The sequence below is a fragment of the Kitasatospora sp. NPDC032121 genome, from assembly GCF_055580145.1.
The window spans coordinates 21,324-33,990 of sequence record NZ_JBVILX010000028.1 but is presented as its reverse complement, the minus strand read 5'-3'; the positions used below and the strand labels follow the sequence as shown (position 1 = coordinate 33,990).

General features: G+C 76.3%; 8 protein-coding genes. 5 read left to right on the top strand and 3 right to left on the bottom strand.

Annotated elements, in window-relative coordinates; translation table 11 throughout:
- Positions 1–21 precede the first annotated feature (21 nt).
- The 3 genes from truB (at position 22) to ACZ5OX_RS37065 (ending at position 5,807) form a co-directional block, all read left to right on the top strand.
- Positions 22–951, top strand: coding sequence for a tRNA pseudouridine(55) synthase TruB (gene truB / locus ACZ5OX_RS37075; protein ID WP_392921599.1), 930 nt, complete (start codon positions 22–24; stop codon positions 949–951).
- A 192-nt stretch (positions 952–1,143) separates the two neighbouring features.
- Positions 1,144–4,797: a serine protease gene (locus tag ACZ5OX_RS37070; protein ID WP_465636344.1), complete on the top strand. Its 3,654-nt coding sequence runs from the start codon at positions 1,144–1,146 to the stop codon at positions 4,795–4,797.
- Positions 4,798–4,862: 65 nt separating this feature from the next.
- Positions 4,863–5,807: a bifunctional riboflavin kinase/FAD synthetase gene (locus ACZ5OX_RS37065; RefSeq protein ID WP_465636342.1), complete on the top strand. Its 945-nt coding sequence runs from the start codon at positions 4,863–4,865 to the stop codon at positions 5,805–5,807.
- A 72-nt stretch (positions 5,808–5,879) separates the two neighbouring features.
- Here ACZ5OX_RS37065 and ACZ5OX_RS37060 read toward each other — a convergent pair whose 3' ends face one another.
- The 3 genes from ACZ5OX_RS37060 to eccE form a co-directional block, all read right to left on the bottom strand.
- Positions 5,880–7,979, bottom strand: a complete 2,100-nt coding sequence (locus tag ACZ5OX_RS37060) for a MinD/ParA family ATP-binding protein (RefSeq protein ID WP_465636341.1) — start codon at positions 7,977–7,979, stop codon at positions 5,880–5,882.
- A 131-nt stretch (positions 7,980–8,110) separates the two neighbouring features.
- Positions 8,111–8,878: a hypothetical protein gene (locus ACZ5OX_RS37055; RefSeq protein WP_465636339.1), complete on the bottom strand. Its 768-nt coding sequence runs from the start codon at positions 8,876–8,878 to the stop codon at positions 8,111–8,113.
- Positions 8,878–10,299 (bottom strand): type VII secretion protein EccE, encoded by a 1,422-nt coding sequence (gene eccE, locus ACZ5OX_RS37050; RefSeq protein WP_465636337.1) that lies wholly within the window; start codon positions 10,297–10,299, stop codon positions 8,878–8,880. The genes ACZ5OX_RS37055 and eccE overlap by 1 nt, the downstream gene beginning before the upstream one ends.
- A gap of 186 nt (positions 10,300–10,485) precedes the next feature.
- Here eccE and ACZ5OX_RS37045 point away from each other — a divergent pair, with 186 nt between their 5' ends.
- Complete coding sequence (locus ACZ5OX_RS37045) at positions 10,486–12,171, top strand: type VII secretion protein EccB (protein WP_465636335.1); 1,686 nt, start codon at positions 10,486–10,488, stop codon at positions 12,169–12,171.
- 180 nt (positions 12,172–12,351) lie between these two features.
- Positions 12,352–12,657, top strand: coding sequence for a WXG100 family type VII secretion target (locus ACZ5OX_RS37040; protein WP_392884231.1), 306 nt, complete (start codon positions 12,352–12,354; stop codon positions 12,655–12,657).
- Positions 12,658–12,667: the final 10 nt, after the last annotated feature.

The window sequence follows — 12,667 nt, the reverse complement described above, 5'->3', positions numbered from 1 at the left end:
GTTGTTGAGAGAAAGAACCCGATGAAGCGCAAAGGCACCGGCCCGGACGGCCTGGTGATCGTCGACAAGCCCGAGGGCATCACGTCGCACGGGGTCGTCGCCAAGCTGCGGTGGCTGGCCGGGACCCGGAAGGTCGGGCACGCCGGCACCCTGGACCCGATGGCCACCGGCGTGCTGGTGATCGGCGTCGAGCGGGCCACTCGGCTGCTCGGCCACCTGATGCTCACCGCCAAGACGTACGAGGCGACCATCCGGCTCGGCCAGACCACCGTCACCGACGACCGCGAGGGCGAGGTGACCGCCTCGACCCCGGCCGACGCCGTCACCCGGGAGGCGATCGACGCCGGGATCGCGGCGCTCACCGGCGAGATCATGCAGGTGCCGTCCAAGGTCAGCGCGATCAAGATCGACGGCAAGCGCTCGTACGCCCGGGTCCGTGAGGGCGAGGACTTCGAGCTCGCGGCCCGGCCCACCACGATCCACTCCTTCAGCGTGCACGAGCAGCGCGCGGCGGTCGCCGAGGACGGCACCCCGGTGATCGACCTGGACGTCACCGTCGAGTGCTCCTCCGGCACCTACATCCGGGCGCTGGCCCGGGACCTGGGCGCCGGGCTGGGCGTCGGCGGGCACCTGACGGCGCTGCGGCGCACCAAGGTCGGGCCGTACGGGGTGGAGTCGGCGCGCACCCTGGAGCAGCTGGAGGCCGAGGTCACCGGCGAGTCCGCCAAGCCGCTGGAGGTGCTGCCGATCGCCGACGCCGCGGCCGCCGCCTTCCCGCGCTGGGACCTGGACGAGGCCTCGGCGCAGAAGCTGTCGCACGGCGCCCGGCTGAAGGCGCCCGGGATGGGCGTGGACGGGCCGATCGCGGTGTTCGGGCCGGACGGGCGCTTCCTGGCGCTGGTCGAGGAGCAGGGCGGGCAGGCGAAGCCGGTCGCGGTCTTCGTCGGCTGACGGTCCGGTCGCCGTTCGGAGCCCCCGTCGGGAATCACCCCGACGGGGGCTCCGCCGTTCCCGGACGTCGTTCACCCGCACGAGGGAGCGCGCGGAGTGAACGCCCGTGGTGAGCGGGGCGGGCGCGGTCGGGCGGGCACCTCGGCGGGCAGGCTCCGGGCGGCGGGCGAGCGACGGCCGAGGGGGCACGAGATGCCGGGTTTTCCGGAGGGCGATCCGGGGCGGTACCTGCTGCGGATCCGCGACCTCGACGGCCGGCTGCACGGCCTGGGGTTCGTCGCCGACCCGCAGGGGGTCGTGCTGACGGCGCACGAGAGCGTGGCCGGACTGGACCGGGTCGTCCTGCACACCCCCGGCGGGCAGACCAGGGTGCTCGGCCCGGACGCCGTGCTGCCGCTGCCCGGGCACGGGCTGGCCCTGCTGCGCACCGAGGCGGTCGGCGGGCTGCCGGTGCCGCCGCTGCCGCTGGCCGCCGCCGTCGCCGGGCCCGAGGTGCTGCTGCCCGCGCTGGCGGGGGAGGACGGACGGGTGGTCGCGCTGCGCTGCGGACTGCTCGGCGTCGCCGGCGCGGCGCACGGCGGGCACCGGTCGGCCGGAGTGCTGCTGCTGGACGTGCCGGTGGTCGACGGGGTCGCGGTGCCGGCCGGCTCGCCGGTGCTGGACGCCCGCAGCGGGGCCGTGGTCGCCCTGGCCGCGCCCGCCGCGCGCGGGCCCCGGCACGGCGGGGCACTGCCGGCCGTGCCGGTGGGCGCGGCGGCGGTCGGGGACGGCCCTCCGGGTGGAACGGGCGCCGCCGAGGTGCTGGCCGGGCTGCTGGCGAGCAACGCGGCGGCGGTGCCCGGCTACGGCCCGGCGCTCAACCTGGCCGGGGTGCTGCGGCTGACCGCCGCCCAGGTGGCGGCCGCCGGCGCCGGACCGGGCCGACTGCCCCACCTGGCCGCCGACCGGGTGGACCGACCGGACGGCCTGGCCGGGGACGAGCCGGTCGCGACCGTCACCGCGCTGGTCGGCGCCCCCGGCAGCGGGCGCACCACCGAACTGGCCGCGCTGGCCGCCCGCCGCACCGGCGGCGCCCACCCGCTGCCCACCCTCTGGCTGCGCGGCGCCGACCTGCGCGCCGGGGACCGCTCGCTCGCCGAACCGGTGGAACGCGCGCTGGCCGCCGCGGCGGCCGTCCTCGGCACCCCCGCGCCCGCGCCCGAGCCGGTGGCGGCGCTGTGCGCGGCGGCCGGCCGGCCGCTGCTGGTGGTCCTGGACGGCCCGGAGGAGGCCCCGCTGCCGGTGGACGCCCGCTGGCTGCGCGGCGCCGGGCAGTGGCTGACCGGCTGCGGGGCCAGGCTGGTGACGGCCTGCGGGGAGGAGCTGTGGGAGCTGCTCGCGGCCGAGACCTGGGGGAACGGCACCCCCGGCCCGCGGCGCACGGAGGAGCCGCACCCGGACGGCGACCTGGGCAGCGCCCCCACCGTGCGGATGGACGGCCGCGGCGCGGGCGGGCCGAGCCTGGCCGGGCAGCGGCTCGGCCCGCTGCCCCCCGAGGCGGCCGAGCGGGTGCGCCGCCGGTACGGGCTGCCGCCGGGCCACCCGGCCGCCGCCGAGGACGCCCGGCACCCGCTGGCCGTCCGGCTGGCCGGGGAGCTGTGGGCGCAGGGGCTGCACGACGGGCCGGTGCGCCGGAGCGAACTGTTCGGCGCCGTCCTGGACCTGCGCTGCCTGCGGGTGGCCCAGCGGTTGGCCGAGGACGGCCGGCCGCGCCGCCCGGGCGCCCACCGGCGGGGCGCGGTGCGCCCGGGCGGGCCGCGGCACCGCCGGGTGCGCCGGCTCGCGGCGGCGGTGGCCGGACGGGTGCACGAGGCGGCCCGGCGGATGCTCGGCGACCGGTCGGGCGGCGGGCTGGACCGGGCGGTCTTCGAGGAGCTGTTCCCGGTCGAGGGCGGCTGGGCCACGGCGGTGCTAGCCGAGGGCCTGTTCGTCCCGGCCGGGCCCGGATTCCGCTTCGCCCACGGGGAGTTCGCGGACTGGCTGCAGGGCCGGCACCTGGACCTGGACGCGGCGCTGCGGCTGCTGCTCGGCGAGGCCGAGGACACCCCGCCGTGGCCCGCCGACGAGGCGCGGGAGCCCGGCGGCCACCCGGCGTGGGAACCGGCCGGGGTGAACGCCGTCGCCCGGCACCGGATCGGCCCGGTCGCCGCCGCACTGCGCCGGGTGGCGGAGACCTGGGGCGCCGGCGCCCTGGACCCGTGGCTGCACCGGATCTGGCGCGCCCTCGACCTGCGCCCGCCGGGCAGCGAACCCGCCTGGTGGGCGGCCCGGTTGCTCGCTGCGGGCCTCGCCGCCAGCCCGGACCGCTCCGAACACCTGGCCCTGCTCGACCAGTTGGCGTCCCGGATCGCCGAACGGGCGGGCGCCGCCGGTGCGGTGGCGCTCCCGGCGGCCGGACTCGGCCGCTTCGGCCCGGCCTTCTGGACCGGTCTCGGCCTGCCCGTCGAGACCGAACTCGCCCTGCTGCGCCGCCTGGTGCCCGCCGACGGGCCCGGGCAGCGCTTCCTCGCCGTGGTGGCGGAGCGGCTGCGCGCCGACCCGGTCGCGGTGTTCCCGCTGCTCTGCGCCTGGTTCGAGGACGAGCACGGCCTGCCGGGGCGCCCCGGGCGCACGACGGCCGACATCGCCCACGATCTGCTGCACGCCCACCGCCGGCTCGCCCTGGACGAGTTGGCCGACGCGCTGGCGGCCGCCGCGCACCCGCGGGCGGACGCGCTGCTCACCGTGCTGGCCGCCGAGGAGCCGTCCGCGCTCTGCCGCGCGGTGGACCGCTGGAGCCACGACCGGCGGCCCGAGCGGCACGTCGCGGCCGCCGTGCACGCGCTGCGGACGGCCCCGTACGCCTCCGGTGCCGGGGTCGAGCTGCTGCGGTACACCGCGCTGACCCTGCTCGCCCGCGAGGACGAGCCCGGTCTGCACGGGGCGGCGCTGGCGCTGCTGGTCGGCGATCCGGTGACCAGGGCCGAGTACCTGCCGGCCGCGCTCGCCCGGTTCCGGGCCGGCGGCGACGCCTTCCTCACCCCGCGGGCGCTCGGCCCGGCCCTGGAGAGCGACCCGGAACCCGTCCTGGCCGCGCTCGCCGACCGGGCGGCCGCCCCCGGCGCGGCCCCCGCCGAGACGCTGCGGGTGCTGGCCGACGCCACCGCCCCGGCGGCCCTGCGGCGGGGCGCCGAGCTGGCCGCCGAGCTGCTGCGCGGGAACCCGGCGCTGGCCGGTCCGGTCGCCGTCGACTACCTCGGCCGTCGGCTGGCCAGGGCCGACGCCGTCGGCCCGGGCGGCCGGCCGGAGCTGAGGATGCTGCTCGGCGCCGCGCTGGCCGACCGCAGCCCGGCCGTCCGGCGGCCGTTCGCCGAGGCGCTGTCCGTCCCGGTGGCCGACCCGGCGGCGGACGCGCTGCGCCGCGAGCTGCTGGACGCCCTGCTCGCCACCGAGACCGACCCGGCGGTGCTGACCGCCGTCGTGGAGCGGCTCGCGGAGCACTGCGCGGCCGAGGACCCGGCCCGGGCCCGGGCGGTGCTGGCCAGGGCCGCCCAGGGGCTGCCGGGCGCGGACGAGCTGCTGGTGCGCTGCGCCGGGCGGTCGGCGGCCTTCGCCCGGCTGCTCGCCCGGTGGCCGTCCGGTGCCGCGCCGACCGCCCAGGACGACCCCGGGCCGGCCCGGATGCGGGCCCTGGCGGCGGCCGGACGGGACGCGCGGTACGCCGCCGAGGAGGCCGAGCGGGCCGTGCCCGGGCGGTCGACGGGGCCCTCGGCGGGCTCAACCCGTATTCCGGTGCCTGAGCCGGGGCAGGCGCATGGCACGCTATAGGGGTTCGGGTTTTGAGCGTTTGAGCGTACAGAGGGTACGCACCGTACGGAACAAGGAGCGGTCAGGTGCAGCGCTGGCGTGGCCTGGAGGAGATCCCCGGGGACTGGGGACGCAGCGTCGTCACCATCGGCTCGTTCGACGGGGTGCACCGCGGACATCAGCTGATCATCGGGCGGGCGGTCGAGCGGGCCCGCGAACTCGGCGTCCCCGCGGTCGTGGTGACCTTCGACCCGCACCCGCGCGAGGTCATCCGCCCGGGCAGCCACCCGCCGCTGCTCGCGCCGCACCCGCGCCGCGCCGAGCTGATCGCGGAGCTGGGCGTGGACGCGGTGCTGGTGCTGCCGTTCACCACCGAGTTCTCCCAGGAGTCCCCGGAGGCCTTCGTCCGGCAGGTGCTGGTGGACGCCCTGCACGCGCGGGTCGTCATCGAGGGCCCCAACTTCCGCTTCGGGCACCGGGCGGCCGGGGACGTCACGCTGCTCGGCGAACTGGGCCGGGCGGACGACTTCGAGGTCGAGGTGGTCGACCTCCAGGTGTGCGGCACGGCCGGGGACGGCGAGCCGTTCTCCTCCAGCCTGACCCGCCGGCTGGTGGAGACCGGGGACATGGCCGGCGCCAACGAGGTGCTGGGCCGCCCGCACCGGGTCGAGGGCGTGGTGGTGCGCGGCGCGCAGCGCGGCCGCGAGCTGGGCTACCCGACCGCCAACGTCGAGACCGTGCCGCACAGCGCGATCCCGGCCGACGGCGTGTACGCGGGCTGGCTGACGGCGGACGGCGAGAAGATGCCGGCGGCGATCTCGGTCGGCACCAACCCGACCTTCGACGGCACCGCCCGCACCGTGGAGGCGTACGCCATCGACCGGGTCGGCCTGGACCTGTACGGGATGCACGTGGCCGTGGACTTCCTGGCCTACCTGCGCGGGATGGAGAAGTTCGACTCCATCGACGCGCTGCTGGACCGGATGGCCGACGACGTCAAGCGGGCCCGCGAGCTGACCGACGGCGTCTGACCGACGGCGTCTGAGCGCCGGGACGCCGGAAGGGGCCCACCGACCGGGTGTCGGTGGGCCCCTTCGGCCGTCTCACTGCTGGGGTGCCTGCGGCGGGTAGCCGTAGCCCGGGCCCGGCTGCTGCGGCCAGGGCGCCCCGGGAGCGGGCTGCTGCGGGTAGCCGTACCCGGGCGGGGGCTGCGGGGCCCACGGCGCCCCGGGGGCGGGCTGGCCCGCCTGCTGCGGGTAGGGCTGGGGCTGCCGCGGGTCGGCGTACGGCTGCGGGTAGCCGGGCTGCGGCTGGGCCTGCTGCTGCCAGCCGGCCTGCTGGGCGGCGGCCTGCTGGGCCCGGACGATGTCCTCGCCGACCAGGGTGGCCAGCTCGAAGTAGGCCTCCCGGACCTTGGGCCGCATCATGTCGAGGTTGACCTCGGCGCCGGCCGCCAGGCTCTCGTCGAACGGCACCACGATCACGCCGCGGCAGCGGGTCTGGAAGTGGGCGACGATGTCCTCGACCTTGATCATCTTGCTGGTCTCGCGCACCCCGGAGACCACCGTGATGCTGCGCTGCACCAGGTCGGCGTAGCCGTGCGCGGAGAGCCAGTCCAGGGTGGTCGAGGCGCTGGAGGCGCCGTCCACGCTGGGGGTGGAGACGATGATCAGCTGGTCGGCCAGGTCCAGCACCCCGCGCATCGCGCTGTACAGCAGGCCGGTGCCGGAGTCGGTCAGGATGATCGGGTACTGGCGGCCCAGCACGTCGATCACCTGGCGGTAGTCCGAGTCGTTGAAGGTGGTCGAGACCGCCGGGTCCACGTCGTTGGCCAGGATCTCCAGGCCCGAGTTCAGGTCCTGCGAGGTGAACTGACGGATGTCCATGTAGCTGCGCAGGTGCGGGATGGCCGTCACCAGGTCGCGGATGGTCGCGCCGGTCTGGCGCTTGACCCGGCGGCCCAGGGTGCCGGCGTCCGGGTTGGCGTCGATCGCGATCACCTTGTCCTGGCGCTCGCTGGCCAGGGTCGCGCCGAGCGCGGTGGTGGTCGTGGTCTTGCCGACGCCGCCCTTGAGGCTGATCACGGCGATCCGGTAGCAGCTCAGCACCGGGGTGCGGATGACCTCCAGCTTGCGGGCCTTCTCGGCCGCCGCGGCCTTGCCGCCGAACTGGAAGCGCGGCTGCTGGCGCTGCTGCTTGGGCTGGCTGCGCAGCAGTCGGTCCGAGGACAGCTCGACGGCCGCGGTGTAGCCGAGCGGTGCGCCGTGCGCGGTCTGCTGCGGGGCGGCGGCCTGCTGGAAGGCGCTGGGCTGCGGGGCCTGCGGCTGCTGCCACGGCTGCCCGGGGTGCCCCGGCAACGGCTGGCCGGGCTGCGGCTGGCCGGGCTGGGCCTGCGGGCCGGGCTGCGGCTGGGTCGGCTGCTGGTACGCGACGGGCTGCGGCCAGCCACCCTGGCGCGGGTCCACCGGGCCGGGCTGCGGCTGGCCGGGCTGGGCCTGCGGGCCCGGCTGCTGGGGGGCGACGGGCTGCTGGGCCTGTTGAGCCTGCTGGGCGGCCCACGCGGCCTGCGGGTCCCAGCCCGCCGGCGGGCCCTGGGGGTCCTGGGGGTGCTGCGGCGGGGCCTGCTGGACCGGCGGCTGCGCGAAGTTCTGCGGCTGGACGGGCTGCCCCGGCGGCGCGGCCGCTGCGGGCCCCGCCGCCGGGTACGGCTGCGCCGCGGGCTGCTGCGCCGCGGCCTCCGGCGTCGGCCAGACCGGGGCGCCGGCCTGCGGCTGCTCGGCGACCGGCGGGGCCGGGGCGGCTACCGGGAACGGGACGTGCTGCGCCTCGGCCTGCACCGGCGGGACCGGCGCGGCGGGCGTGGCGGGCGTGGCAGCGGGCGCCGGAACGGGGGCGACGGGGGTGGCGGTCGGCGCGGCCTCGGCCGCCGGGGCGGCGGCCTGGCCGGGCACCGGGGCGTGGGCCTGCTGCTGCACCGGAGCCTGCTGGGCCTGTCCCGGAACGGCGGTGGGCACCGGCGCGTCGGGCTCGCCCGGAGCGGGGGAGGTCGGTGCGGAAGCGGCCGGCACGGCCGCGCCGGAAGCCCCCGCGGGCTCGGTCTGCACGTACCAGGACGGGGGAGTGTAGTCAGGCGCGTCCGACCAGTCGTCGTCGTCCTCTGCCGCGTTGTCGCCGACGTAGACGCCGTCCCGATCGCTGCTCACTCTGGCTCCCTCGTGTTCGCCGCCGCTTGTTCAGCGGTGCCGTTGCCGCATCAAAGACTAGGCCGTACGGCAACCCCCGCTGAAGGCGGCTTCGCTTCCCCGCCGGCCCGCCCGGTGCGGCGAGCCGCCGCTCAGTCCATCCGGCGCGGCCCGCCGAGCACCTGCTGTTCGGCCTGCCCGGCCACGGCCCGTACGTACTGTCGCCGCATCCGGGTCGCCCACAGGGTGAGGTCGTCGCCGAGGGTGGGAAGCGCGGCCACGTCCTCCGGCGGCAGCGACAGCACCCGGCCGGTCAGTTCCGCCTCCTGCGGCGAGATCCGCTGCACACCGACCAGGTCGGCCGCGTTCAGCACCCGGGAGGCGTTCGGGCCCAGGTAGGGCAGCAGCGTCAGGGTGGTCTGCCAGGGCGCGGCGGAGAGCCGGCTGCGCGGCGGGCGGGCGCCGAGGTCGCGCACCACCAGGACCGGCGAGGCCACCGAGGCGCCCTGCGGGCCGAGTCGGCCGACCTGGTGGATCGTCACGCACGGCTGGCCGCCGCCGGCCGCCTGGGCCATCGGTCCCCACAGCTGTCCGCGGGCGGTCTCCACCGCGACCCGGGCGCCGATCGCGGCCGCCCGCAGCGCGATGACCTGAGCCGTCCACATGCCGCCGACGAGCACCAGGTCGTACGAGGTCGGGCGGAACAGGCCGAGCACCGCGGGCAGCCCCTGCGGGTCGACGCCGATCACCACGCCGTCGTCGCCGACCGGGAAGGAGAGCGCCGCGAGGTCGGCGGGCTCCAGCACGTGCTTCTCCCGGCGCGGGCCGCGCAGCCCGAAGCCGGGCAGGATCCGCGGCCGGGCCCGGCGCTGCTCGGCGCCGGGCTGCGGTCCGGTGGTGGGGTAGGTCTGGTACGCCATCAGGAGGCCCCTCCGAGCGGCAGGGTGGCGAGCATGCCGGGCGCCTGCTCCAGGTCGAGCCGGACGAGGCCGAGCCCGGTGCTCTGGGCCCGGGTCTCCACCAGGCGGCCGATGTCGCCGACCTCGCTCTCGTTGCGGCCGGTCACCCGCAGGTGCCCGCTGACCGTCACCGAGCCGCCGGTGCCGTGCCCGGCGGTCAGGCTGAAGGTGCTGGCGAGGGCCGGGGAGCCGGTGATCAGGTTGACCAGGTCCGGCGCGGCGATCCGGCCGGGGGCGCCGCCGGGGCGGCTCAGCTGCGGCCAGCGGGAGATCCAGTAGGTGGTGTGCCAGCGGTCGTCGATCCGCCAGAACCGGTTGCCCTCCTGGGTACGGCGGGTGGTCCCGCCGCCACTGCCGGTGCCCTGGCGGCCGGCCACCGCGATCGGGTTGGCGCAGGTGGAGATGGCCAGCGCGGCGATCAGCTCGCGCTCGTCCAGCACGGTCGCGTTGAAGCCGGCGCTGTTGAGCCGGCCGGCCAGCTGGTCGGTGACCCGCTGCAGCGCCTTGCGGGCGCCCTCCTCACCGCCGCCGCGGGCCCGGACGGCGGTCGCCGCGCGCTCCGGGTCGAGCTTCAGGGCGATCCAGGTCAGCCGCAGCCCGGGGGTGGCGGTGCCGTCCGGCAGCTCGCGGTAGGCGCGGGCGGCCAGCGACTGGTCGGGCAGGTGCTGGGCCGGGGCGGGCTGGGTGTGCTGGACCAGCTGCACCGACTCCAGGGTGATGTCGTCGACCGTGAGCGCCGAGCAGATCACGTCCAGCGGCAGCGGCAGGGCGGTGCGCGCCGGGCGCAGCGGCTGGTCCTTGGCCTGGACGAGCAGCACCGAGCTGAGGAAGGTCCCGTCGCCGACCATGCCGGTCTCCCGGCGGACCGGGCGGCCGCCGAACTCGGCCTCGGTGGCGTGGGTGCAGGTGCGCAGACCCGGTTCGAGCTCCAGGGCCGGCGCCAGCGCCGGGTCGGTGCCGGCCGGCGGCAGCAGCGTCCTGGCCTGCCTGCGGCGGGACTTGAGGGCGGCGCGGACCAGCAGCAGCTCGGGGACGGTGCGGCCGCGCACCGGGACGAGCGCGAGCAGGACCAGCACCAGCGCGACCGCGCCGAAGCCGGCCGCGACCGTGCGGCTGATCGTCCAGCCGACCGCGACCAGGGCCGCCGCGACCTCGACCAGGACGAGCTGCTGGAGCTTCAACCGCCCGCCCAGCAGCCCCGGTCGGGGGTTGACCCGCACCTGGACGGCGCCGCCGCCCACGGTGCCGGTCGGCTGCGGTTCCGTGCTCGCGGGCCCGGTCCCCGTCCCGGTCGGCGGCGCGCTGCGCTGCGCCCGGCCGGCCCGGCGCGGCCTCCCGCCGCCCGCGCTGCGGCGGCGTCCTGGAGCGGTCTGGCTTGGCATCCCCCGGTGGCCCTCTCTGATCCGTTGTCGCGGCCCGGCTGGCTGTGTCGCGGACCGTACCCGTACCGTACTCACCGTCTGCTGCCGCATCGTAGAGGGTTCGCGCCGGTTCGTGCCCGGCGGGTGACCACGGGGCAGGTCGGTCCGAGGAGGCCCGACGACGTCTGACTAGGGGGACGACGAGGTATGGCATCGCGCCGGGACGAGCTGAACGCGTACACCTTCGCCCGCAAGCGCACCGTGGGCGCCTTCCTGCTGCCCGCCGGCGGCGGCAGCGACGAGGACGCGCCGCGTCCGGTGAAGGCGGTGCTGCCGAGTGTGCTGGCAGGGGCCGTGTTCGTGGCCGGGTTCGGGATCTGGGGGGTCTTCAAACCGAGTGCGCCGGTGAAGTGGGACGACGGCAAGAACATCATCCAGGGCAAGCAGTCGACCACCCGGTACGTGGTGCTCACCGACCAGGACCAGAAGACCAAGCGGCTGCACCAGGTGCTCAACATGTCCTCGGCGCGGCTGGTGCTGCCGGCGGGCGCCAAGGTCGTGGTGGTGGACGACGGGGTGCTCGACCGCTACCCCAACCACGGGCCGACGATCGGGATCCCCTACGCGCCGGACAAGTTGCCGACCACGGAGAACGCCAGCAAGCCGATGAAGTGGGCGGTGTGCGACCGCCCGGGCTCGGACGACAAGCAGGAGACGGTCAACCAGGCGGTGTTCGTGGCGGCCGGAGCGGACGCGGAGGCGCTGGCGGACAAGGACCGGATGCTCGGCCCGGACCAGCTGATGCTGGTGCAGCAGGCCGACGAGCAGCAGATCTCGGCCGCGCCGGCGCCGGGCCAGCCGGCCGGCGGGGGCGCCGCGCTGTTCCTGGTCGACGCCCAGGGGCGCAAGCACCCGATCGGCTCGCCGCAGTCGGACGACAAGGAGCGCAAGGCGCTGGTCACCGCGGTGTTCGGGCCCAACGCGGTGCCGCAGCGGGTCAAGCGGGACTGGCTGGACACCCTGGTGAACGCCACCCCGATCACCTTCCCGCAGGTCGAGGCGGTCGCCGACAGTCAGGGCGCCAACTCCAAGGTGGAGCTGAGCAACCCGGCCGATCGCCGGATCGGCCGGCTGGTGCACTACCAGGACCGCCACTACGTGGTCGGCAAGGACCAGCTCTTCCTGGTCACCCCGTTCCAGGCGGAGCTGATCCGGCAGAACCCGGCGTACCAGATGCTCTACAAGTACGACCAGGACAAGAAGCCGCGCAGCGACGAGATGACCCCGGCCGACAACGCCCAGTGGGGCGGCGACGTCCCGCTGAAGGGCACCGCCCCGGACTGGCCGCTGAAGACCGGTGCGCCGGTGAACAACTGGCAGGACCGCCAGGACGCCCGGATGGTCGTGTGCAGCACCTACGACGGTGTCGCCGCGGACGGCAGCACGGCCAAGCGCAGTGTCTGGGCCGGGACTTCGTACCCCGCGCCGTACAACAACGGTGCCGGGGCGGCGTACGTGACCCCCGGTCACGGGCTGTTCTACCGCTCGATGGACAACACGGCCGCCGGCTCCGGGACCGACTTCCTGATCACCGAGACCGGGTTGCGCTACTCCGTCCCGTCCAACGGTGACGGCGGCCAGCGCCCCGCGGCGTCGCCGCAGCCCGGCCAGAGCGGCTCCCCGAAGCCGTCGGCGCCGCAGCCCACCGCCACGCCGGCCCCCGGGGCGCCGTCCCAGGAGCCGGGGCAGCAGCAGGACGAACCCGGCGGCAACCAGGCGAGGTTGGGCTACCAGGGGGTCCAGCCGCTGCCGGTGCCGAAGGAGTGGTCGAACCTGGTTCCGGCCGGTCCGCCGCTGGCGGCGAAGAGCGCCGTCCAGCCGCAGAACGCCTGATCGGCCATGCGCGGTAACCGAATTGGTCCCAGTGTCATGGTCTGGTAACTACTCGGTGATCGGTGTTGGGTGAGTTGCGTGTGCCGACTACAGTGCTGCTGGACATCACACAGGTGATGCGACGGTCGGCCCGCTGGGCCCTCCGTACACGCAAATGTTGTCTCATGGGGGACGTGGAGCATGGCTCAGGGTCAGTTCACGATGACCGCGCAGGAGATGCTGGCCTTCGCCAAGCAGATCGAAGAGGCCATCGGCAAGATCGAGGCTGAGAAGAACAAGCTGATCAGCACGGTCACCGGCATCACCAGCGGTTGGCAGGGCCAGGCCGCGACGGCCTACACCAACCTGCAGAACCGGGTCAACGAGGACATCGCGAGCCTCAAGGAGTCGCTCAACGCGATCAAGCACGCGATCGAGATGACCACCAAGCACTACGCGAGCACCGAAGAGGAGCAGAAGGCGATGTTCTCCTCGGCCCAGGGCTGATCACCGCATC